This window comes from Pseudomonas fluorescens (genome assembly GCF_000802965.1).
GTDB classification, from domain to species: Bacteria; Pseudomonadota; Gammaproteobacteria; order Pseudomonadales; family Pseudomonadaceae; genus Aquipseudomonas; species Aquipseudomonas fluorescens_A.
In genome coordinates, this window is sequence record NZ_JSAK01000008.1 from 136,460 (window position 1) to 159,076 (window position 22,617).

Annotated in this window: 17 protein-coding genes; 3 read left to right on the forward strand and 14 right to left on the reverse strand. The window is 60.5% G+C overall.

Translation table 11 applies throughout. The features are described from left to right. Positions 1–29: 29 nt before the first annotated feature. The 7 genes from purU to NL64_RS07155 all read right to left on the reverse strand — a co-directional run bounded on the left by purU (position 30) and on the right by NL64_RS07155 (position 8,759). The gene (gene purU / locus NL64_RS07125) at positions 30–887 is read right to left on the reverse strand and encodes a formyltetrahydrofolate deformylase (protein WP_034147445.1); all 858 of its coding nucleotides are present in this window, start codon (positions 885–887) and stop codon (positions 30–32) included. A 202-nt stretch (positions 888–1,089) separates the two neighbouring features. Next, positions 1,090–1,722: a sarcosine oxidase subunit gamma gene (locus NL64_RS07130; protein WP_034147446.1), complete on the reverse strand. Its 633-nt coding sequence runs from the start codon at positions 1,720–1,722 to the stop codon at positions 1,090–1,092. Between the two features lie 151 nt (positions 1,723–1,873). Next, complete coding sequence (locus NL64_RS07135; RefSeq protein WP_034147447.1) at positions 1,874–4,891, reverse strand: sarcosine oxidase subunit alpha; 3,018 nt, start codon at positions 4,889–4,891, stop codon at positions 1,874–1,876. Beyond that, the gene (locus NL64_RS07140; RefSeq protein ID WP_034147448.1) at positions 4,888–5,217 is read right to left on the reverse strand and encodes a sarcosine oxidase subunit delta; all 330 of its coding nucleotides are present in this window, start codon (positions 5,215–5,217) and stop codon (positions 4,888–4,890) included. The genes NL64_RS07135 and NL64_RS07140 overlap by 4 nt, the downstream gene beginning before the upstream one ends. A gap of 14 nt (positions 5,218–5,231) precedes the next feature. Continuing rightward, complete coding sequence (locus NL64_RS07145; protein WP_034147449.1) at positions 5,232–6,482, reverse strand: sarcosine oxidase subunit beta; 1,251 nt, start codon at positions 6,480–6,482, stop codon at positions 5,232–5,234. A 23-nt stretch (positions 6,483–6,505) separates the two neighbouring features. Next, entirely contained in the window at positions 6,506–7,759 is a 1,254-nt protein-coding gene (gene glyA / locus NL64_RS07150; protein ID WP_034147450.1) for a serine hydroxymethyltransferase, read from the reverse strand. A 283-nt stretch (positions 7,760–8,042) separates the two neighbouring features. Beyond that, positions 8,043–8,759 (reverse strand): TraX family protein, encoded by a 717-nt coding sequence (locus NL64_RS07155; RefSeq protein ID WP_052321220.1) that lies wholly within the window; start codon positions 8,757–8,759, stop codon positions 8,043–8,045. A gap of 143 nt (positions 8,760–8,902) precedes the next feature. Here NL64_RS07155 and NL64_RS07160 point away from each other — a divergent pair, with 143 nt between their 5' ends. Together NL64_RS07160 and NL64_RS07165 are read left to right on the forward strand one after the other, a co-directional pair. Beyond that, positions 8,903–9,943: a threonine aldolase family protein gene (locus NL64_RS07160; RefSeq protein WP_034147452.1), complete on the forward strand. Its 1,041-nt coding sequence runs from the start codon at positions 8,903–8,905 to the stop codon at positions 9,941–9,943. Positions 9,944–10,178: 235 nt separating this feature from the next. Further along, positions 10,179–11,003, forward strand: a complete 825-nt coding sequence (locus NL64_RS07165; protein ID WP_034147453.1) for an SDR family oxidoreductase — start codon at positions 10,179–10,181, stop codon at positions 11,001–11,003. Between the two features lie 112 nt (positions 11,004–11,115). Here NL64_RS07165 and gbcB read toward each other — a convergent pair whose 3' ends face one another. Continuing rightward, complete coding sequence (gbcB, locus tag NL64_RS07170) at positions 11,116–12,216, reverse strand: glycine-betaine demethylase subunit GbcB (RefSeq protein WP_034147748.1); 1,101 nt, start codon at positions 12,214–12,216, stop codon at positions 11,116–11,118. 296 nt (positions 12,217–12,512) lie between these two features. Between gbcB and gbcA the strand changes: the two genes are divergently transcribed. Next, positions 12,513–13,808 carry a glycine-betaine demethylase subunit GbcA gene (gbcA, locus tag NL64_RS07175; protein ID WP_034147454.1) on the forward strand — a complete coding sequence of 432 codons (1,296 nt, stop codon included), beginning with the start codon at positions 12,513–12,515 and terminating at the stop codon, positions 13,806–13,808. A gap of 899 nt (positions 13,809–14,707) precedes the next feature. Here the strand turns inward: gbcA and NL64_RS29140 are convergent. The 6 genes from NL64_RS29140 to dgcA form a co-directional block, all read right to left on the reverse strand. Further along, complete coding sequence (locus tag NL64_RS29140) at positions 14,708–15,499, reverse strand: RHS repeat-associated core domain-containing protein (protein WP_052321218.1); 792 nt, start codon at positions 15,497–15,499, stop codon at positions 14,708–14,710. A gap of 177 nt (positions 15,500–15,676) precedes the next feature. Further along, on the reverse strand, positions 15,677–16,243 hold the full coding sequence (locus NL64_RS07185) for a GNAT family N-acetyltransferase (protein ID WP_034147455.1): 567 nt from the start codon (positions 16,241–16,243) through the stop codon (positions 15,677–15,679). A 135-nt stretch (positions 16,244–16,378) separates the two neighbouring features. Next, positions 16,379–17,149 carry an electron transfer flavoprotein subunit beta gene (gene etfB, locus NL64_RS07190; protein ID WP_034147456.1) on the reverse strand — a complete coding sequence of 257 codons (771 nt, stop codon included), beginning with the start codon at positions 17,147–17,149 and terminating at the stop codon, positions 16,379–16,381. 15 nt (positions 17,150–17,164) lie between these two features. After that, positions 17,165–18,385, reverse strand: coding sequence for an electron transfer flavoprotein subunit alpha (gene etfA, locus NL64_RS07195; RefSeq protein ID WP_034147457.1), 1,221 nt, complete (start codon positions 18,383–18,385; stop codon positions 17,165–17,167). Continuing rightward, the gene (gene dgcB, locus NL64_RS07200; protein WP_034147458.1) at positions 18,385–20,331 is read right to left on the reverse strand and encodes a dimethylglycine demethylation protein DgcB; all 1,947 of its coding nucleotides are present in this window, start codon (positions 20,329–20,331) and stop codon (positions 18,385–18,387) included. The genes etfA and dgcB overlap by 1 nt, the downstream gene beginning before the upstream one ends. Before the next feature lie 210 nt (positions 20,332–20,541). Then, on the reverse strand, positions 20,542–22,602 hold the full coding sequence (gene dgcA / locus NL64_RS07205) for a dimethylglycine demethylation protein DgcA (protein ID WP_034147459.1): 2,061 nt from the start codon (positions 22,600–22,602) through the stop codon (positions 20,542–20,544). Positions 22,603–22,617 lie beyond the last annotated feature (15 nt).

Sequence of the window (22,617 nt, forward strand, 5' to 3'; positions counted from 1 at the left end):
GTGGGAGCTGGCTTGCCAGCGATAGCAATCTAAAGAACGACCGTACGATTGGCGTTCAAAAACACCCTTCGCTCAATGTGATAACCCACGGCCCGGGCCAAAGTCAGCCCTTCGATGTCCCTGCCCTTGGCGATCAAATCTTCCGGGTAATGACTGTGGTCGACCACCTCGACGCCCTGGGCAATGATCGGCCCTTCGTCGAGGTCGTTGTTGATGTAGTGCGCCGTGGCGCCGACCAATTTCACACCCTTGTTGTAGGCCTGGTGGTACGGCTTGGCGCCCTTGAAACCCGGCAGCAGGGAGTGGTGAATGTTGATCGCCTTGCCATCGAGTTTGCGGCACAGCTCCGGCGACAACACCTGCATGTAACGCGCAAGGATCACCAGCTCGGCGCCGGACTCTTCGATCACTTGCAACACCTGACGCTCCTGCGACGGCTTGTCATTCGGGTCCAGCGGGAAGTGGTAGTACGGAATCTGGTGCCAGTCCGCCAGCGGCTTGAGGTCCGGGTGGTTGGAGATCACGGCGGCCACGTCCATCGACAACTGGCCGATGCGCTGGCGGTAGAGCAAATCGTTGAGGCAGTGATCGGCCTTGGAGACCATGATCACCACTTTCGGCCGGTAGTGCGGCGGGGTCAGTTCGAAAATCATGCCGAAGGATTCGCCACGTTCGGCGAGGCCTGCGCGGAATGATTGTTCGTCGAAGCCGTCGGGCTGGCGGAACTCCACGCGAATGAAGAAGCGACCCGAGAGCCGGTCATCGAAGGAATGGTGCTCGGTGACGTAGCAGCCCTGCTCGAACAGAAAGCGCGTCACCGCGTCCACGGTGCCGAGCACGCTGGGGCAGTCGGCGGTCAGAATCCATGTGTCTGGGGCGCGGCTCATAGTGCGGTGACTCCTGTTGCTACATCTGTGATCAGAGATAACTCTGTGGCGAGGGAGCTTGCTCCCGCTGGGTTGCGAAGCAACCCCAAAATCAGCGACCGCATGCCTTCAGGAAGGAATGCGGAATCAAGGTTTACGACTGCTGCGCAGCCGAGCGGGAGCAAGCTCCCTCGCCACAAAAGCAGTCAGCGACGTCACTGTGTTACGCCTGAACGCTAAGGCCAAACTCGGCAGAAGCATCCTGCAACCACAACCACCAGTAATCCGAGAAGCTGCGGCGGATCAGCAATTCCCAAGTGTCTTCGGCGGTGTGGCGGATCACCAGTTGCGACTTGGCGAACACCGTGCCGACCGCTTTGCCCACCGGAAAACTGTTCGGGTGTACGTCATAGCTGGTGGACTTCATCAAGACCTGGCGCACGCTCGGGCCGCTCAGTTCGAGGATCTGCTGGCCACCGCTGACGTTGACGATCTGGATGTGCAGGTCGCCCAGCGCTTCACGCAATTTTTGCTCGGCGGCGAACTCTTCGCCGGTCGGCACGATCAGCAGCCACTCATCCGGGCCCATCCATTGCAGGCTGGTTTCACCTTTGACGATGACAGTCAGTGCGCCCGGCAATTCGATGCCGAGGGCCTTGTGCACGCCGGCGGCGAACGCAGCATCGTGGCCGTCGCCACGAATGGTCAGGTGGCCCAGAAGCTTTTTCTCACGCACGGTCACACCGGCGCTCTTGCGCCCCTTGCCCACCAGGCTGGCGAGGTCGGCGTGATGCAGCGACGATTCGGCCTTGGCCCCGGTGGTTGGGCGTTGTTGGTAAACATTGGCTGCGGTCATAAAGCACCTGTTCCTGAATTCTGTTGATGGTGCGGTTGCCTCCTGTAGGAGCCGGCTTGCTGGCGATCCGGACGACGCGGTGTATCAGGTGCACCGTGTTTTCGTTCATCGCCAGCAAGCCGGCTCCTACAGACATCACCACATCCTGCAATCACACGTTCTGCCGTTCGCCTTTCGGATCGAAGAACACCGAAGAAACGATTTCCGCCTCGATCACGCTGCCGTCCGCCAGCGGCGCAAACACACGCTCGCCCATGCGGTTCAGGCCGCCCTTGACCACGCCCATGGCAAACGAATAGCCGAGGGAGTTATGGGCATAGCTGGAGGTCACGTGACCGACCATGGTCATCGGGATCGCCTGCTTGGTGTTGAACACCAGTTGTGCACCTTCCGGCAGCCATTTGTTCGGATCGATCGGCTTCAGGCCAACCAGTTGCTTACGCTGATCACGCACGCAGTCTTCGCGATTCATGCCGCGCTGGCCGATCCACGAGAACGGTTTGGTACGACCGACACACCAGCCCATGTTCAAGTCGTCAGGCGTCATCGAGCCATCGGTATCCTGACCGACGATAATGAAACCCTTCTCGGCGCGCAGTACGTGCATGGTTTCGGTGCCGTACGGGGTCAGGTTGTACTTCTTGCCGGCGTCGACGATTTTCTCGAGCACGCCCATCGCATAGTCGGCTTGCACGTTGACTTCGTACGACAGCTCACCGGTAAACGAAATCCGGAACACCCGCGCCGGCACGCCACCGACCAGACCTTCTTTCCAGGTCATGAACGGGAACGCTTCGTTGCTCAAATCGATATCGGTGACTTCGCTGAGCAGCTTGCGGCTGTTCGGCCCGGACAGGGTCATGGTTGCCCAGTGATCCGTCACGGAAGTGAAGTACACCTTCAGGTCTGGCCATTCGGTCTGCTGGTAGATTTCCAGCCATTGCAGCACGCGTGCAGCGCCGCCAGTGGTGGTGGTCATCACGAAATGGTTGTCGGCCAGGCAAGCGGTTACGCCGTCGTCGAACACCATGCCGTCTTCTTTGCACATGAGGCCGTAACGCGCCTTGCCCACGTCGAGCTTGGTCCAGGCGTTGGTGTAGATGCGGTTGAGGAACTCACGCGCATCGGGACCTTGAATGTCGATCTTGCCCAGAGTCGAAGCGTCCAGCAGGCCGACGCTGTCGCGCACGGCTTTGCATTCGCGCTTGACTGCGGTGTGCATGTCTTCGCCGGATTTCGGGAAGTACCATGGACGTTTCCACTGGCCGACGTCTTCGAACTCGGCGCCATTTTTCAGGTGCCAGTGATGCAGTGCGGTGAAACGCACCGGCTCGAAGATGTGCCCACAATGACGACCGGCCACGGCGCCGAAAGTCACCGGCGTGTAGTTCGGGCGGAACATGGTGGTGCCCATCTGCGGGATGGTCACGTTCAGCGAACGGGCGGCAATGGCCAGGCCATTGACGTTACCGAGCTTGCCCTGATCGGTGCCGAAGCCCAGTGCGGTGTAGCGCTTGACGTGCTCGACCGACTCGAAGCCCTCGCGGGTCGCCAGTTCGATGGCGGCGGCGGTGACGTCGTTTTGCAGGTCGACGAATTGCTTCGGTGCACGAGCGGTGTTCTTTTCATGAGGTACCTGGAACAGCGCCAGAGTTGGCTCTTCCAGACGCGACAAGGCTTTCGGCAAGGTCGCTTCGACCACCCCGAAACCGGCTTCGCTGGCCGCGCGCACGCCACCTTCAAAACCATCGACCAGGGAATCGCCGAGGCCGTAGACGCCGTTGATGCCACCGACGCACACGCGTTTTTGCGGTGCTTCGCCCGGCACAAAACCGAGGATGTCTTCACGCCAGGTCGGCTTGCCGCCCAAGTGCGAAGCCAGGTGCACCACCGGGCTGTAACCGCCGGAACTGGCGACCAGGTCACAGTCGAGCCATTCGCCAGGGCTGGTGACTTTGTGCCCTTTCACATCAATTGCGGCAACGCGGGCAGCGGTCACGTGCTTGCTGCCACGGGCCTCGATCACGGCGCTGCCGGTGAGGATGCGGATGCCTTTGGCGCGTGCTTCTTCCACCAGCGCACCACGCGGATTGCTGCGGGCGTCAGCAATAGCGACCACTTGCAGGCTGGCATCGAGCCAATCCAGCGCCACGCGATAGGCGTGATCGTTGTTGGTCGACAGCACCAGTTTTTTGCCCGGTGCCACGCCGTAGCGGCGCACATAAGTCGAGACAGCACCGGCCAGCATGTTGCCCGGCACGTCGTTGTTGCCGTAGACCAGTGGACGCTCGTGAGCGCCGGTCGCCAGCACCACACGCTTGGCACGAACACGGTGGATGCGCTGACGCACCTGGCCAATCGGTGCGCGGTCGCCGAGGTGATCGGTGAGGCGCTCGTGAATGGTCAGGAAGTTGTGGTCGTGGTAACCGTTGACCGTGGCGCGCGGCAACAGCAGCACGTCCGGGGTGTTCTTCAGCTCGGCGATGACGCTGGCGACCCATTCCACGGCAGGCTTGCCGTCGAGGCTTTCGCGGGAGTCGAGCAGGCTGCCGCCGAACTCTTCCTGCTCATCCGCGAGGATCACACGAGCGCCACTGCGTGCAGCCGCCAGTGCAGCGGCCAGACCAGCAGGGCCGGCACCGACGATCAGCACGTCGCAGTGCTGGTTCATGTAGTCGTAGGTGTCCGGATCGTTCTCGGTCGGCGAGCGGCCAAGACCTGCGGCCTTACGGATGTACTTCTCGTAAGTCATCCAGAACGATTGCGGGTACATGAAGGTTTTGTAGTAGAAACCCGGCGGCATCAGCTTGCCGCCGACCTTGCCGAGAATCCCCATCATGTCGTTGTTCACGCTCGGCCAGCCGTTGGTGCTGGTGGCGACCAGGCCTTGATACAGCGCTTGTTGCGTAGCGCGTACGTTCGGGATCTGCGTGGCTTCGGTCGCGCCGATCTGCAGCACTGCGTTCGGCTCTTCAGCACCAGCAGCAAAGATGCCGCGGGGACGGGAATATTTGAAGCTGCGACCGATGATGTCGACGCCGTTGGCCAGCAGTGCAGCGGCCAGGGAGTCGCCTTCAAAGCCTTTGTAGCTCTGGCCGTTGAAGGTGAAGCTCAAGACTTTATTGCGGTCGATCCGTCCGCCGTTGGACAGGCGATTGATCTGGCTCATACCTTCTCTCCCAGAGCCGTGGTGGCCGCTTTCGGGCTATCGGTCTTGTCGGTGAATTGTGGCTTGGTGCCGATCTTGTAGGTTTCGAGAATCTCGTAGGTCACGGTGTCGCGGGTGGCGTTGAAGTACTGACGGCAACCGGCGGCGTGGATCCACAGCTCATGGTGCAAACCGCGCGGGTTGTCGCGGAAGAACATGTAGTCGCCCCACTCCTCGTCGGTGCAGCTGTTCGGGTCCAGTGGACGCGGGATGTGCGCCTGGCCGGATGCATGGAATTCCTCTTCGGAGCGCAGTTCGCCGCAGTGAGGACAGAAGATATGCAACATGGGGATTTCTCCTGTTAGTGGGCAACCGCAGCAGCGCCGTGTTCATCGATCAACGCACCGTTGTGGAAACGGTCGATGGAGAAAGGTGCGGCCAACGGGTGCATTTCACCCTGGGCCAGGCTTGCGGCAAACACGTTGCCCGAGCCAGGTGTAGCCTTGAAGCCGCCGGTGCCCCAACCGCAGTTGAAGAACATGTTCGGCACCGGGGTTTTCGAAATGATCGGGCAGGCATCCGGGGTGGTGTCGACGATGCCGCCCCACTGACGGTTCATGCGTACGCGGGACAGCACCGGGAACATCTCGACGATGGCCTGGATGGTGTGCTCGATCACCGGGTACGAACCACGCTGGCCGTAGCCGTTGTAGCCGTCGATACCGGCGCCGATCACCAGGTCGCCCTTGTCGGACTGGCTGATGTAGCCGTGTACGGCGTTGGACATGATCACGCTGTCGATAATCGGTTTGATCGGCTCGGACACCAGCGCTTGCAGCGGGTGGGATTCGATCGGCAGACGGAAACCGGCGAGTTTGGCCATGTGCCCGGAGTTACCGGCAGTGACCACACCGACGCGCTTGGCACCGATGAAGCCCTTGTTGGTTTCGACGCCGATGCACACGCCGTTTTCCTTGCGGAAGCCGATCACTTCGGTCTGCTGGATCAGGTCCACGCCCAAGGCGTCAGCGGCACGGGCAAAGCCCCAGGCCACGGCATCGTGACGGGCCACGCCGCCGCGACGCTGGACGGTGGCGCCCATCACCGGGTAGCGGGTGTTTTTCGAGCAGTCGAGGTAAGGGATCTCGTCCGCCACTTGCTTGGCATCGAGCAGTTCACCGTCGACGCCGTTGAGGCGGTTGGCACTGACCCGACGCTCAGAATCACGGATGTCCTGCAGGGTGTGGCACAGGTTGTAAACGCCACGCTGGGAGAACATCACGTTGTAGTTCAGGTCCTGGGACAGACCTTCCCACAGTTTCATCGCGTGTTCGTACAGGTGCGCCGACTCGTCCCACAGGTAGTTGGAACGAACGATGGTGGTGTTGCGCGCGGTGTTACCGCCGCCCAACCAGCCTTTCTCGACCACGGCGACGTTGGTGATACCGTGCTCCTTGGCCAGGTAGTAGGCGGTCGCCAGACCATGCCCGCCACCGCCGACGATGACCACGTCGTAGACCTTTTTCGGGGTCGGCGTGCGCCACATGCGCTGCCAGTTTTCGTGGTGGCTGAGGGAGTGTTTGAAGAGGCCGAAGCCCGAATAGCGTTGCATAGTCATTTACTCCAAAACCGCGCTCAGCGATAAACCGGGAAGTCCGCGCACAGTGCCGACACTTGCTGGGCGACATTGGCCTCGACATCGGCGTCGCCGAGGTTGTCGAGGATGTCGCAGATCCAGCCAGCCAAGGTCACGCACTGGGTCACCTTGAAGCCGCGCGTGGTCACCGCCGGGGTGCCGATGCGCAGGCCGGAGGTCACGAACGGCGACTGTGGATCGTTCGGGACAGCGTTCTTGTTCACAGTGATATGCGCGCGACCGAGTGCTGCATCCGCGTCTTTGCCGGTGAGGCCCTGACGAATCAGGCTGACCAGGAACAGGTGGTTGTCGGTGCCGCCGGACACTACATCGTAGCCGCGTTTGATAAATACGCCGGCCATCGCCTGGGCGTTGTCGATCACTTGTTGCTGGTAAGCCTTGAAGCCTGGCTCCAGCGCTTCCTTGAAGCACACGGCTTTACCGGCGATGACGTGCATCAGCGGGCCGCCCTGGGCGCCGGGGAATACCGCAGCGTTGAGCTTCTTCTCGATCTCTTCGTTGGACTTGGCCAGGATCAGCCCGCCACGTGGACCGCGCAGGGTTTTGTGGGTAGTGGTGGTGACCACATCAGCGTACGGCAGCGGGTTCGGGTACAGGCCAGCGGCGACCAGACCGGCCACGTGGGCCATGTCGACGAACAGCAGCGCGCCAACCTTGTCGGCGATCTGGCGGAAACGCGGGAAGTCCAGCGTCTTGGAGTAAGCCGAGAAACCGGCAACGATCATCTTCGGCTTGCACTCGACCGCCAGACGCTCGACTTCGTCGTAATCGATCAGGCCGGTCTTGGTGTCGATGCCGTACTGCACGGCGTTGTACAGCTTGCCCGAGGACGACACTTTGGCGCCGTGGGTCAAGTGACCGCCGTGGGCCAGGCTCATGCCGAGGATGGTGTCGCCCGGCTGGATCAACGCCAGGTACACGGCGCTGTTGGCCGAGGAACCGGAGTGTGGCTGGACGTTGGCGTAATCGGCGCCGAACAGTTGCTTGGCGCGTTCGATGGCCAGGGCTTCAACCTTGTCGACGTGTTCGCAGCCACCGTAGTAGCGCTTGCCCGGATAGCCTTCGGCGTATTTGTTGGTCAGGCCGCTGCCTTGCGCTTCCATGACGCGTTTGCTGGTGTAGTTCTCCGACGCGATCAGCTCGATGTGATCTTCCTGACGTTGCTCCTCGGCATTCATCGCCGCCAGCAGTGCATCGTCGTAACCCTGGATCTGGTCTTGCTTGCTGAACATCGCGTCTCTCCCAGCGGCGGCGGTGCGCCTTTCGTCTCGGTGAGGCACGTACCTTTCGGCAGTGCCCTTTGATAGCGATGGTATGACTGGCTTGGACAGATCAAATGCCTACGGGCGCCACGCAAAGGTGCGTTTACGACATGGCGGGAAATGGCATGCCGAACACAACTATTAAATCAGCGAGAAACCCTGTGGGAGCTGGCTTGCCAGCGATGGCGGCGTCACATCCAGCATTGATGGCGGCTGACCCACGGCTATCGCTGGCAAGCCAGCTCCCACAAGGTCATGTGGCGATGTGGCGGACGAGCAGCAGCAGAAGGAAATGCGCGGGATAAAGGGCATACGCCCAACGCCGCATCGGGGGTGGTTTTACGCCCTGGACATGTCGCAACAAGAACATCCCCAGCCATGGCGCAATCAGACAAGCGACGATGGCCGGAATGGCCGCGTGGTTACCCAGCCGTGCGGCGTAATACAGCACCTGCCACTGATTGCACGCCAGACAAACCAGCCCCGGCAACAGCGCGAAATACCACGGCCGCCGGATGACCAAAAGCATCGCCAACGGCAACAACACCCCGAAGAAACCGAACATCAGTGTTTGCGTGAACAGCGCCGCCAGTAACAAGGCGACTGCCGCCAGCAACCGCGATTGCAGGGTCGGCTGCTGCCAACCTCGCGCCACCAGCAGGCCGAGGACCAAAGTGGGCATTACGTTCAGCGTGTCGAGCTCAGGAATGAACATTCGGTAAGGAATTTCACTCACGGCGCTAAATAGCAACAACCACCCGAAATAGCGCCACTGCCCGCCCGTCGTCACCGTCGACGCGCGCGCCAGATTCGCCGCCATCGCCAGGCAGAACCACGGAAACGCCAGACGCCCCGGCACATACATCAAATCGACGGAATAACCGACATATCGCAGGTGATCGAGCACCATGCTCAGCAGCGCCAGCCACTTGAGCAAATCCAGTGCACCGTCGCGCTGCTTTAAGTGCATAGCCATGTGCATAATTGCCCGGCATCCTTGTATTTTTCTGACAGTGACATCCCGTGTGCTCCCCGGACGATCTTCGGTAAAGTGCGCACCCTCATTGACCACGAGACGCTTCACCATAGGCGTCCCGACCACGGAAGCAGGCCATGACCGACAAGAGCCAACAATTCGCCAGCGACAACTACTCCGGCATTTGCCCTGAAGCCTGGGCTGCCATGGAGCAGGCCAACCATGGCCACCAGCGCGCTTACGGCGACGACGAGTGGACCGCCCGCGCGTCCGACGATTTCCGCAAATTGTTCGAAACCGACTGCGAAGTGTTCTTCGCCTTCAACGGCACCGCTGCCAACTCGCTGGCGCTGTCGTCGCTGTGCCAGAGTTACCACAGCGTGATCTGCTCGGAAACCGCTCACGTCGAAACCGACGAATGCGGCGCCCCGGAATTTTTCTCCAACGGTTCCAAACTGCTGATCGCCCGCACTGAAAATGGCAAGCTGACCCCGGAATCGATCCGCGAAGTCGCGCTCAAGCGCCAGGACATCCACTACCCGAAACCCCGCGTCGTGACCCTGACCCAGGCCACCGAAGTCGGCAGCGTCTACACCCCGGACGAAATCCGCGCCATCAGTGCCACCTGCAAAGAGCTGGGCCTGAACCTGCACATGGACGGCGCACGCTTCTCCAACGCCTGCGCATTCCTCGGCTGCTCTCCAGCGGATTTGACCTGGAAGGCCGGCGTCGATGTGTTGTGCTTCGGCGGCACGAAAAACGGCATGGCCGTGGGCGAAGCGATTCTGTTCTTCAACCACAAACTGGCCGAAGACTTCGACTATCGCTGCAAGCAGGCCGGGCAACTGGCCTCCAAGATGCGCTTCCTCTCCGCGCCTTGGGTCGGGATCCTGGAAAACGACGCCTGGCTCAAATACGCCCACCACGCCAACCACTGCGCGCAATTGCTGGCGGAACTGGTGAGCGATATTCCGGGCGTGGAACTGATGTTCCCGGTGCAGGCCAACGGCGTGTTCCTGCAACTCTCGGAACCGGCCATCGCCGCCCTGACCGCCAAGGGCTGGCGCTTCTACACCTTCATCGGCAACGGCGGCGCACGCTTCATGTGCTCGTGGGACACCGAAGAAGAACGCGTGCGTGAATTGGCCAAAGACATTCGTGAAGTAATGTCGCACTGATTTCCCGCAACCTACGCCGATCCCCGTGGCGAGGGAGCTTGCTCTCGCTCGGGGGCGCAGCCGCCGTAAAACCCGCCATGCGGTCTGCCTGACAGACCGCATTTTCAGACGTTGGGTCTGCTTCGCAGCCCAGCGGGAGCAAGCTCCCTCGCCCCAATGACCTTATGCGCCTGAAGACATCGTCTACATTGTTTGTCGAGCCTCCGCTCACATAACAATAAGCAGGAGCGTACGCATGTCATTGCAAGGCAAAACCCTGTTCATTACCGGCGCCAGTCGCGGGATTGGTCGTGAGATCGCGCTGCGGGCCGCGCGTGACGGGGCCAATATCGTGATTGCAGCGAAAAGCGCCTCGCCGCATCCCAAGTTACCCGGCACGATTTTCAGCGTGGCCCAGGAAGTCGAAGCCGCCGGCGGCAAGGCGCTGGCCCTGCAAGTGGATGTGCGCGATGAAGACGCCGTGCATCAGGCCTTGGCTCAGGCCAACGAACATTTCGGCGGCATCGATGCGCTGGTCAACAACGCCGGGGCCATCAAGTTGACCGGGGTCCAGCACGTTGAACTCAAGCGCTTCGACCTCATGCACCAGATCAACACCCGCGCCGTGCTGCTGTGCAGTCAGGCCGCGCTGCCCTTTCTGAAAAAGTCCGGCGGACACATCCTTAATCTCTCGCCACCGCTGAATCTCGCCACCAAGTGGTTCGCCCAATACAGCCCGTACACCGTGACCAAATACGGCATGAGCATGCTGACCCTGGGCATGAGCGAGGAATTCAAGAATTACGGGATCAGCGTCAATTCGCTGTGGCCGCAGACCATGATTGCCACGGCGGCGATCGAGTTTCAGCTAGGGTCACGGGAGTCGTTCAAGCATGCGCGAACGCCGGCGATCATGGCTGATGCGGCGCACATCATTCTGAGTAGCGCGAATCGCAGCCTGACCGGGCGGTTGCTGATTGATGAGGAAGTTTTGCGGGAGAACGGCGTGACCGGGTTCGATCACTACCGATTTGAACCCGACAGCGACGACAAGCTGATGCCTGACCTGTTTATCGACTGAACGCATTCCCCTGTAGGAGCTGTCGAGTGAAACGAGGCTGCGATCTTTTGATCTTAAAAAAATCAAGATCAAAAGATCGCAGCCTTCGGCAGCTCCTACAGGGGTTAGGTGTTTAGAAATCGATGCGAACGTCGCCCTTCGGCACGCTGCAGCACGACAGGATGTACCCTTCGGCCTCGTCTTCCTCGGTGATCCCGCCGTTGTGTTCCATCTCCACTTCGCCGCCCAGTTTCAACACTTTGCAGGTTCCGCAAATGCCCATGCCACAGGCCTTCGGAATCAGCAGACCGGCCTTGGAAGCCGCCGCATGAACGGTCTCGCCCGGCGCCACGCGAATGCTCTTGCCGGAAGCGATGAACTCGACTTGATGCAGATCCGCCGCATCGACTTCCGGGGCATCGGCGGCTTGTTCGGCTTGTTCCACGGCGTCGGCGCGGGCTTCTGGCGGCGTCGCGCCAAACGACTCCTCGTGATAGCGCTTCATGTCGAAGCCAGCGCTCTCCAGCAGGCGCTTCACCGCGTTCATGTACGGCGTCGGGCCGCAGCAGAACACTTCGCGCTCAAGGAAGTCCGGCACCATCAGTTCCAGCATCTTGTGGTTCAGGTAACCGCGATAACCGGCCCACGGCTCGCCCAGACCATGCTTCTCGCAGATCAGGTGCAGGCTGAAGTTGTCGATCCGCGACGCCATGTGTTCCAGCTCGCGGTGGTAGATGATGTCTTTGGGCGAACGGGCGCTGTGGATAAACGTCATGTCGACGTTGCCGTTGGTGTCGTAGAACCAGCGCGCCATGGACATGCATGGGGTGATCCCTACGCCGCCGCTCAGGTACAGCACTTTCGGGCTCGGGAAGTCGATGGCGTTGAACAACCCGACCGGGCCGTGTACCGCCAGCTCCTGGCCTTCGTGCAGGGTGTCGTGCAACCAGTTCGAGACCTTGCCACCCGGCACGCGCTTGATCGTCACCGAGAAGCTGTACGGCACCGACGGCGAGCTGGAAATAGTGTACGAGCGCATGATCGGCTGGCCTTCAATCTCCAGCTCCAGCGTGACGAACTGCCCCGGTTTGAAGAAGAACAGGATTGGCTGATCGGCCATAAAGCAGAAGGTGCGCACATCCCAGGTTTCCTGGATGACTTTGACGCAACGGACGATGTGCCGACCATTGGCCCAGGTCTGGGTGGTTACCGGGTTCAGGAAGCTGTTGGACATGCTGATCTCCACGGCCGACTGTCGGCCTTCATGTTGGCGATTCTGCGTATAGCGCGAACCACCCATTTACCTATCTGCGACATTCACATGCTTATCGCGACCAGCCCCCAACTACCGGGGGTTGCGCGTCGGGAACAGATTGCATCATGTCGCCCATGGATAAGGTTCTGGCCAGCGCCGGCCCCACACTCGCCCCATACCAAGACACATTCCTTACACCTTGCGTAGCAACCCGAAGCAGCACACCTGATTAGCCACTTTCGCCGGCCACGCAGATGGCCATGAGGATTAAATCGATGGACGTCACTACTACCCTGAGCCTGGGCGATCCGCTGGAACCCGCACGCAAGGCCACCGCGCAGATGCTGCAAGAGCGCGAGCGCACGTTCTCCCTGCCACAGCCGTTCTACTCGGACGAGCGCCTGTTTGATATCGACATGCAGGAGATTTTCCAGAAAGAGTGGTTGATCGCCGGCATGACCTGCGAGATCCCGACCAAGGGCAACTACCTGACGCTTCAGGTCGGCAAGAACCCGATCATCGTGATTCGCGGCGCCGAAGGTGTAGTGCACGCATTCCATAACGTCTGCCGCCACCGTGGCTCGCGCCTGTGCACCAGCGAAAAAGGCAAGGTCGCCAAACTGGTCTGCCACTACCACCAGTGGACGTACGAACTCGACGGTCGCCTGCTGTTCGCCGGCACCGAAATGGGCGCCGACTTCGACATGAAGCAGTACGGCCTCAAACCGGTGAACGTGAAGACCGCCGGCGGCTACATCTTCATCAGCCTGGCGGAAAATCCGCCGGCCATCGATGACTTCCTGTCGACGCTCAGCCATTACATGGAACCGTACGACATGGAAAACACCAAGGTGGCGATCACCACCACCTTGATGGAAAAGGCCAACTGGAAACTGGTGCTGGAAAACAACCGCGAGTGCTATCACTGCAACGCGTCGCACCCGGAACTGCTGAAAACCCTGCTGGAATGGGACGACGTCACCGACCCGCGCGCCGACCAGGCGTTCAAGGACCACGTGGCCGCCTCCGCCGCTGCCTGGGAAGCCGAGAAGATCCCTTACGCCCACGCCAGTTTCGGCCTGCGTAACCGCATCGTGCGCATGCCGCTGCTCAAGGGCACCGTGTCGATGACCCTGGACGGAAAACAGGGCTGCGCCAAACTCATGGGCCGCATCAAGAACCCGGACCTCGGTTCGATGCGCATCCTGCACCTGCCGCACTCGTGGAACCACTGCATGGGCGACCACATCATCGTGTTCACCGTGTGGCCGATCAGCGCCCAGGAAACCATGGTCACCACCAAGTGGATCGTGCACAAGGACGCGGTCGAAGGCGTCGACTACGACGTGGAGCGCATGCGCCAGGTCTGGGATGCCACCAACGACCAGGACCGTCGCCTGGCCGAAGAGAACCAGCGCGGGATCAACTCCACTGCGTATCAGCCGGGGCCTTATTCCAAGACCTATGAGTTCGGTGTGGTGAACTTTGTGGATTGGTACAGCGAGCGTCTGTTGAGCAATCTGGGGGCTGAGCCAGCGCCTTATCTCAAAGGGGTTCCGGTTAGCGGCTAAAAATCAAAAGCATCGCGAGCAAGCTTGCTCCTTGGTTTGGGTCGTTCACAGAATGTGTGTACCACTCAGGTTATTTGTAGGAGCAAGCTTGCTCGCGATAGCGTCAATCCTCGCAATACATCCCCATCTGACTCGCCACTAATTTAGAACTGTACGAAATATGACCTATTCCGTTCAGCGCTATGTCCTGCGCGCCTCTCAGCCTTCCGCAAACAAGTTATCCACACCTCCACCCACAGCAAATGGGGACAAGTGTGGAAAGGCTGAAAACTTTCTCCACAGAAACCGAAGAAAATCCGTGACTTATCCAGAATTAACGTTTTCAACAGCGACTGATCATTAATTGATCAAACCGCTACAACTCACGGATTTAGTGGCCTGCAGAGGATCGCGAACACCTTATCCACAGAAGCGCCAACAGACTTTGGGTACAACTTCGGCGTCTCTGTGGAAAACCGTTGAAAGCCGCGAATTTTCTACGCCTGCGGAGGTTTTACCCGCTCGAAACGACACTTTGGTCAAGTTTTAACCAGAAGTCTGAAAGGCTCGATTCATAAGGCCTGCAACGGTAAGCGAACATCTTATCCACAGAAGCGCCAACAGAGATTGGGGGCAAGTATGAACACCCAGAACCCTTTCCCCTCAGGAAAAAGCATTGGAAAACCGCAAGTTACGCTGGTTGTTTTTTGATCTAACGCTTACGGGCCGCGGTTTGCATGGGCCGTAGCGAGGGGCAAACATGTTATCCACAGAAGCGCTAACAGGGATTGTGGGTAAACAGCTCGGGCAACGCTGAAAATCATCAACCTCGGTTCAAGCAGGATCGACCCGTCTTCAACCGGGTATCGCGCATTGATCCAGACGACCAGCGCACAGTAAAAATGAGCTCAACGAAATCTTTAACTCCTGACATTCATGGCTGCAAGTGTTAGAGAAACCTGTGTTAGAGACTTCTCATCGACCACATTAGGGACCGATGGAGAATCTCCTAAACCCATGATATTTGCGACGTTATTCTTTACCGTTTGCCACAAAATGTTGTTCGTGTATGCGTTCTTGAGCGCAACAGCTCCGCGCGTCGCCGCACCAGCCAACAACGCTGTTGTCCCGGCAGCGCTGACATAGGCTCCTGCGGAGTATCCCGCTATCTGCATGGCTGCTCCGACAGCACTGCCAACGGAACCGGCGAGACTGACACGGGTAGCGCCTAAAGCCACTCCTGAAACCTTGGGCCCCAGGATCATGCCAATCGGAACCACCGAGTGCAGCGCGACGGTCAGGCCTCGCTGAACCAATGGAAGAAGAGTCCATTGACCCGTTGGATCCGTGAAGTTGACAGGATCGCCCTGACAATAGGCATAGGCATTCACCCCACCCTTCCCAAACGGACTCAACCGATCCGGGCTGTGAAACCGCATCAGCAACGGGTTATAGACGCGATAGCCATTGCCCAGGTGATACCACCCGGTTGATTGCTCCTTGAGCTGCCCATTGAATCCCAGATGCGTCGCTGCCTGGCTAACGCCACTCTGCAAACCATGGGGGGAATAAACGAAGGGATTCGAACCACGCTGATCCAGTTCGCCGAGAACGCTTTGCTGCACGTCGCTGGTCAGCAACAGGATTCGGGAGTACAGCGGCGCTGCTGCGGGCGAGTGCTTTACACATTGAATCGAGAGGGAGTTGGGCATCGACAGCGTCCTTGAGAAGACCTGAATAACCCGCCATGCCTGTCTGTTTCTGGCCCGCAAAACGCCGCCTGGCCCTGCTGGTGAAGGAGGGTATTAACTCTGCGATACCCTAACAAACAAACTGCAACGCCAACACTATCAGTTCTGCTAGGGGTCCGCCCGTTACGGAGCCTCCCGCTAAGGCCGATACATCAAATAAGCCTCACCCGTGACCCGAATCATCGGATGCGGCGTGATCTGGCAAGTATCGACAATACGAAAACCATGACGCTCATAGAAACGCCGAGCACCGGTGTTGGCGGCATAGTCGATCAGGCTCAGGCCATTGAGCCCGAGCTGGCTGGCGCGGTCGTAAGCGTAGGCAAGGAACTGCTTGCCCAGCCCCTGATTTCGCCAGCCCTCGTGCAGTGCCAGGCTGGAAATGTAGAGTGTGTCCGGGATTTCCATCTTGGCATACGGCGCCAGCACCGGATCGGTCACCGGCGCTGCAAACGGGTCGTGACGCATCACGTAACTGTGCAGCATGCCTATGATGTTCCCGCCCGCCTCGGCGATCAGGCAGTTCTGCCAGGAGAAATCCACACCGTCACGGGCATAACGGAGGGCGCCGACGTCCAATAGCTCCTGGCCGGGCTCGGCCATCTGGCTCCAGATGTAATCCGCAGCACCCTCCGATGAAATCTGGAACAACCGCGCAATCTCTCGCGCATCCGCGCGCACTGCCGAGCGAAATTCAACTGCCATTGCTTTTCCTTGTGGGATTGCTCGCGGTAACAAGCCAACCTCAATGCAGGAGCTGCCGAAGGCTGCGATCCTTTGATCTTGCTTTTAAAAATCAAAGTCAAAAGATCGCAGCCTTCGGCAGCTCCTACAAAAGCATCAGCGGACCACGCCTTCTTCGATCAGCAGTTTGAGGATGGCCTCGGCCCCGGCTTGCGCCGTCACGTTTTTAAGCACTTGTCCGCCACCGCCACTGGCTTTCGCCGTCGCCGCTTTCATTCGATCGGCGCCGCTCTTGGCCTTGATCACCTTCAAGCGTTTAGGCCGTGGTTTTGCTGGTTGCAGCGTGGCGACCGCCAGCAGTTCATCGTCGACGATTTCCACCTCATCGGCCTGCAACACCCCCCGTCGGGCCGGACCGTAGGCGCTCTGCCGAGGCTTGGGCGCTGCGTTATCCACAGTCGCGAGGAACGGCAAACGAACCTTCAAGCGACGGCGCTGACCACGGGGCAAGGCTTGCAGCACCAGCGCCGAAGCGCCGTCGATGGACTCAACCTGTGCCAGCCCCACCACCAGCGGCCAACCCAGACTTTCCGCCAACAGGAACGGCAACATGCCCGAGCCTTCACCGGTTTCCGCCTGGCTGCCGGTCAGCACCACTTGTGCCCCGGCATCACGCAAATACGCGGTCAACGCCGGCAACGCATCGGCGCCCTCCGGTTGTTCCAGCACGTGCAACTGCTCAAGCCCCATGCCCAGATAAGCGCGCAACGCAGGCTCGGCGACGTCGCCGGCATGCAGCACCTGCAAGTTATCCCCAGCCAGTTGCAGACCCAGCTCCACCGCCCTCGCATCCTGTTCCGCGCGACGTGGCCGGCCGGAAGTCGGGTGGGCACCAATGGACACCAGGCTGATGATTTTCGTGCTCATAACCCTTTCCTTCCCTTAAGCCGCATCGCGCTTGGCGTCGTTGCGGTAAGCCGCTACCGCATCGATCAAGGCTTGAAGAATCTCGGCGCTTTCGCCGATCACCGACAGGTCGGCCCGTTTGATCATGTCGCAGCCAGGGTCGAGGTTGATCGCCACCACCTTGTCGCAGGCACCGATGCCTTGCAGGTGCTGGATCGCCCCGGAAATCCCCACCGCCACATAGACGCGAGCGGTGACCCAGGTGCCGGAGGCGCCGACCTGACGATCGCGAGCCATGAAGCCGTCGTCCACCGCCACGCGGGACGCACCTTCGGTGGCGCCCAACGCTTCAGCCGTTCTGTGGAAAAGTCCCCAGTCCTTGACCCCGTTCCCGCCAGAGAAAATGAACTCGGCTTCGGCCATCGGAATCGCCGCCGGATCCACCGCCACCGCGCCCAGATCCTCAATGCGCGACAAGCTGCGCGCTACGGCTGTGGATAACTCCACCGGCAAGGCTTCGTGTCGGGTTTCGCTGACGGGTTCGGCACATTCGACGGCAGCCAGAATCAGCCGAGCGACCGGGCGGGCCAGGTCTTGCAAACCGGCACCAGCACGGCCGATGCACTCTTCATCTTTGACCTGCCAGACCCGCGTAGCCGGACGTTCGCCCAGGGCCGAGGCAAAGCGTCGACCGAGTTCGCCGCCACCGGTGCGGCTGTCAGGGAGCAACCAGTGACGTGGACTGAACTGGTTATCCACAGCCCGCAAGCCCTGGACCCGTTGCTCCGGTGCATAACCACTGAATTCCTCGCCTTCCAGCACCAGCAAGCGGTCGACGCCAGCGGTCGCGAAGGCGCTCTCTTTGTGTTCGCCGAAGACCACGGCCAACACCGCGCCGTCGTTGCCAGCCAATTGATGAGCCAGACCGAGCAAGTCACGGTCGTGGCTGCTCAAGCGGCCACCGACCATGTCCGGAACGACGCTGATGTAGAAGGCTGGTGCGGGCACTTGATGCAATGGCAACTGCACTTCGACGGCGGCCGAGCGTTTGCTCGTGCCGCCCTGCTGAGCGCCACTGCGGTCTATGCGTTTAATGCCGTTGGGACCGATAAAACCGATGCCATGGGGATTCTTGCGGATGACGCCGTTCGGTCCCATCCAGCTGTGCTGCGCCGGTTGCATGGCCGCGTGCAGCGGATGCAGGCGGTTACGGGCGATCCATTCGGCGCGGGGGTCGCGGCGGATAATGTCGCTCATCAGTGCACCTCCGCAGGTTCACGTTTGGCCGGGGTGGTCGACTTCGGCGCTTCGTCTTCGAGCAACGCGTCGGCCACCAGTTCGGCGATGTCCTTGATCAGTGGCCGAGGTTCGACCACGCCTTCGAGCATCGCCGTGCACTGTGGACAACCCACGGCCACCAGTTCGGCGCCGGTCTCGCGGATGTCTTCCATGCGCATGTCGGGGATCCGTTGCTTGCCCGGGATGTCGGTGATCGGCGCACCGCCACCACCGCCGCAGCAGCGCGAACGGAATCCGGAGCGTTGCATCTCTTTCACTTCGATCCCGAGTGCGCGCAGTACTTCGCGCGGTGCCTCGTACTCGCCGTTGTAGCGGCCGAGGTAGCACGGGTCGTGATAGGTCACGCTGTTGCCTTTGTGTTGGCCGAGGTTCAATGCGCCGGCACCGATGATTTCCGCCATGTAGGTGCTGTGGTGCTGCACCAGGTAGTTGCCATCGAATGCGCCATATTCGTTTTTCAGCACGTGGAAGCTGTGCGGATCGCAAGTGACGATGCGGTTGAAGCTGTATTTGGCCAGGGTCTGGATGTTGCGCTTGGCCAGCAACTGGAAAGTCGCTTCGTCGCCCAGGCGTCGGGCCACGTCACCGCTGTCACGCTCTTCCAGGCCGAGTACCGCGAAGTCGACCTTTGCTGCTTTCAGCACTTTGACGAAGGCGCGCAGGGTGCGCTGGTTGCGCATGTCGAAGGCGCCGTCGCCGACCCAGAACAGCACGTCGACGGATTTCTTCTCACTCATCAGGTTGAGGTTCAGGTCCGCCGCCCAGTTCATCCGTCCGCCCGGTGCGAAACCGCCCGGGTTGTCGGTAGCGATCAAGTTCTCCAGAACTTCCGCGCCCTTGTTCGGTGTGGCGCCTTTTTCCAGAGTCAGATGGCGGCGCATGTCGACGATGGCATCGACGTGCTCGATCATCATCGGGCATTCCTCGACGCAGGCGCGGCACGTGGTGCACGACCACAGCGTCTCGGCATCCACCAGACCATTGACGATCGGCTGATGCGGGTTGCCCGCGTGTTCGCCGATTGGCTTGCCGGGATACGGACTGCCGGCGAACTTGGCGTCGGTGCCACCGGCGAGGCCGACGACCATGTCCTGAATCAGTTTTTTCGGATTCAACGGCTGGCCGGCGGCGAAGGCCGGGCATGCCGCTTCGCATTTACCGCACTGCACGCAGGCGTCGAAACCGAGCAGCTGGTTCCAGGTGAAATCCTTGGGTTTTTCCACGCCCAGCGGTGCGCTCGGGTCATTCAGGTCCAGCGGTTTCAAACCGGTGGAACGGCCACCGCCAAAGCGCTCGGCGCGACGGTGCCAGGCCAGGTGCAGGGCACCGGCGAAGGCGTGCTTCATCGGCCCGCCCCAGGTCATGCCGAAAAACAGTTCCGACACGCCCCACAGCACGCCAATGCCGAGAATCGCCGCGACCAGCCAGCCACCGAAGTTTTCCGGCAGGATTCCGGCCACCGGCAGGGTCAACAGGAAGAACGATGCCGAGAACGCCAAAAGACTTTTCGGCAGGCGCATCCACGGGCCTTTGGACAAACGGCTTGGTGGGTTGCGCCGACGCAGGTACATAAAGATCGCACCGACGAACATCACCGCCGACATCAGCAGCAACGCGTAACCGAGGATGCGGTTATGCAGGCCGAAACCGTGCACCAGGATCGCCAGCACAATCGACGCCACCGCACCGCCCGCCGTGGCGACGTGGGTGTTGGCGATGTACTTGTCCCGCGCGACCACGTGGTGCAAGTCGACCATGTAACGCTTGGGCATGGCGAACAGGCCGCCGATCAGGTCGACCTTCGAGGCCCGGCCCCGGCGCCACATGGCTACCCGCCGCAACGCGCCGAGAACCGCAAGGCCCAGGGCAGCGAACAACAGGATTGGAAGAAGGGTGTTCAACATAGGTGTTGCTCCCAAAGACCGCAGGGTCGTGTGCGTGCCGGTAAGAGCAACGCACCTACTTGTGGCGTGGGAGCTTGCTCCCGCTGGAGCGCGGAGCGCTCCCAAAACAGCCGCAGTTGCATATCTGATGCACCTCGACTGCAGGTTTTGGGGCCGCTTCGCAACCCAGCGGGAGCAAGCTCCCTCGCCACAGGTGATGGTGGTTATCCGCTAGAAATCCTTGCACAACCGCAACGCGTCGTAGATGGCCGCGTGCACGTTGCGCTGGGCCACGCAGTCGCCGATGCGGAACAGCAGGTAGCCGTCACCGCTCTGCTCAAGGCATGGCTGCGGCTTGATCGCGAACAAGGCTTCGACGTCGATCTGGCCTTTGTTGCGCGAGCCTTCCTTCATCGCGTAGTAGATTTCCTCGTCCGGGCGCACACCGTTTTCGATGACCACCTGGTCCACCACCCGCTCCTCTTTGGCGCCGGTGTATTCGTTCTCCAGCACCGCCACCAGCTTGTCGCCTTCGCGGTAGACCTTCTCCAGCATCATGTCGCCGGTCATGATCACTTCTTTCGGGTACATGCTGCGGTAGTAAGTCGGGAACGACGTACCGCCAATCGCCACGCCCGGCTTGATGTCATCGGTGACGATCTCGACCTGGCTGCCCTTGTCGGCGATGAAGTCGGCGGTGGACATGCCGGTAAATTCGCAGATGGTGTCGTAGACCAGCACGTTCTTGCCCGGTGCAACCTTGCCGTCGAGGATGTCCCAGCTGCTGACCACCAGGCCTTCAGCCGCGCCCCAGTGTTCGTTCTGCTCGATGAACGGATGACCGCCGACAGCCAGCACCACCACGTCCGGACGCAGGTCCATGATGGTCGGCGCATCCGCCGCAGTACCCAGGCGCAGGTCGACTTTCAGGCGCGCCAGTTCCAGCTGATACCAGCGGGTGATACCGGCGATCTGGTCCCGTTGCGGCGCTTTCGAAGCGGTGGTGATCTGCCCGCCGATGAATTCTTTCTTCTCGAACAGCGTCACGTCGTGGCCACGTTCAGCAGCAACGCGAGCCGCTTCCATCCCCGCAGGACCGGCACCCACGACCACCACTTTGCGCTTCACGCCGGTGGTTTTTTCGATGATGTGCGGCAGACCCATGTATTCACGGGAAGTCGCGGCGTTCTGGATGCACAGCACATCCAGACCTTGATATTGACGGTCGATGCAGTAGTTGGCGCCGACGCACTGCTTGATCTGGTCGATCTGGCCCATCTTGATCTTGGCGATCAGGTGCGGGTCGGCGATGTGCGCACGGGTCATGCCGACCATGTCGACGTAGCCGCCTTCCAGAATACGCGTGGCCTGGTTCGGGTCCTTGATGTTCTGCGCGTGCAGCACCGGAACCTTGACCACTTCCTTGATGCCGGCAGCCAAGTGCAGAAACGGCTCCGGTGGATAACTCATGTTCGGAATCACGTTGGCCAGGGTGTTGTGGGTATCGCAACCCGAGCCCACGACGCCGAGGAAATCGAGCATGCCGGTGTCGTCGTAATACTTGGCGATCTGCTTCATGTCTTCATGGGACAGACCATCCGGGTGGAACTCGTCACCACAGATACGCATGCCCACGCAGAAATCGTCACCAACCTCGGCGCGCACGGCTTTCAACACTTCCAGACCGAACTTCATGCGGCCTTCGAAACTGCCGCCCCACTCGTCGGTACGCTTGTTGACCCGCGGGCTCCAGAACTGGTCGATCATGTGCTGGTGCACCGCCGACAGTTCGACGCCGTCCAGGCCACCGGCCTTGGCGCGGCGGGCCGCTTGAGCGTAGTTGCCGATCACCCGCCAGATCTCTTCCGGCTCGATGGTTTTGCAAGTGGCACGGTGCACCGGCTCGCGCACACCGGACGGCGACATCAGCGTCGGCCAGTTGAAGCCGTCCCAACGGGAGCGACGGCCCATGTGGGTAATCTGGATCATGATCTTGGCGCCGTGCTTGTGCATGGCATCGGCCAGATTCTGGAAGTGCGGAATGATCCGGTCGGTGGACAGGTTCACCGAGCTCCACCATTCCTGCGGGCTGTCGATGGCTACCACGGACGAGCCGCCGCAGATCGCCAGGCCGATCCCGCCCTTGGCCTTCTCTTCGTAATACTTGACGTACCGGTCGGTGGTCATGCCGCCGTCGGTCGCGTAGACCTCGGCGTGCGCGGTGCTGAGCACGCGGTTGCGGATGGTCAGTTTGCCGATCTGGATCGGCTGGAACATTGCTTCGAAAGCCATGGCGGGTTCCTCGAC

Coding starts and splice junctions, on each gene's coding strand:
- NL64_RS29140 (WP_052321218.1), bottom strand. CDS start 15,499: ATGCCCAACTCCCTCTCGATTCAATGTGTAAAGCACTCGCCCGCAGCA.
- NL64_RS07140 (WP_034147448.1), bottom strand. CDS start 5,217: ATGTTGCATATCTTCTGTCCTCACTGCGGCGAACTGCGCTCCGAAGAG.
- dgcA (WP_034147459.1), bottom strand. CDS start 22,602: ATGGCTTTCGAAGCAATGTTCCAGCCGATCCAGATCGGCAAACTGACC.
- NL64_RS07160 (WP_034147452.1), top strand. CDS start 8,903: ATGACCGACAAGAGCCAACAATTCGCCAGCGACAACTACTCCGGCATT.
- etfA (WP_034147457.1), bottom strand. CDS start 18,385: ATGAGCGACATTATCCGCCGCGACCCCCGCGCCGAATGGATCGCCCGT.
- NL64_RS07145 (WP_034147449.1), bottom strand. CDS start 6,482: ATGCAACGCTATTCGGGCTTCGGCCTCTTCAAACACTCCCTCAGCCAC.
- gbcB (WP_034147748.1), bottom strand. CDS start 12,216: ATGTCCAACAGCTTCCTGAACCCGGTAACCACCCAGACCTGGGCCAAT.
- gbcA (WP_034147454.1), top strand. CDS start 12,513: ATGGACGTCACTACTACCCTGAGCCTGGGCGATCCGCTGGAACCCGCA.
- purU (WP_034147445.1), bottom strand. CDS start 887: ATGAGCCGCGCCCCAGACACATGGATTCTGACCGCCGACTGCCCCAGC.
- dgcB (WP_034147458.1), bottom strand. CDS start 20,331: ATGTTGAACACCCTTCTTCCAATCCTGTTGTTCGCTGCCCTGGGCCTT.
- etfB (WP_034147456.1), bottom strand. CDS start 17,149: ATGAGCACGAAAATCATCAGCCTGGTGTCCATTGGTGCCCACCCGACT.
- NL64_RS07165 (WP_034147453.1), top strand. CDS start 10,179: ATGTCATTGCAAGGCAAAACCCTGTTCATTACCGGCGCCAGTCGCGGG.
- NL64_RS07135 (WP_034147447.1), bottom strand. CDS start 4,891: ATGAGCCAGATCAATCGCCTGTCCAACGGCGGACGGATCGACCGCAAT.
- NL64_RS07185 (WP_034147455.1), bottom strand. CDS start 16,243: ATGGCAGTTGAATTTCGCTCGGCAGTGCGCGCGGATGCGCGAGAGATT.
- glyA (WP_034147450.1), bottom strand. CDS start 7,759: ATGTTCAGCAAGCAAGACCAGATCCAGGGTTACGACGATGCACTGCTG.
- NL64_RS07130 (WP_034147446.1), bottom strand. CDS start 1,722: ATGACCGCAGCCAATGTTTACCAACAACGCCCAACCACCGGGGCCAAG.
- NL64_RS07155 (WP_052321220.1), bottom strand. CDS start 8,759: ATGCACTTAAAGCAGCGCGACGGTGCACTGGATTTGCTCAAGTGGCTG.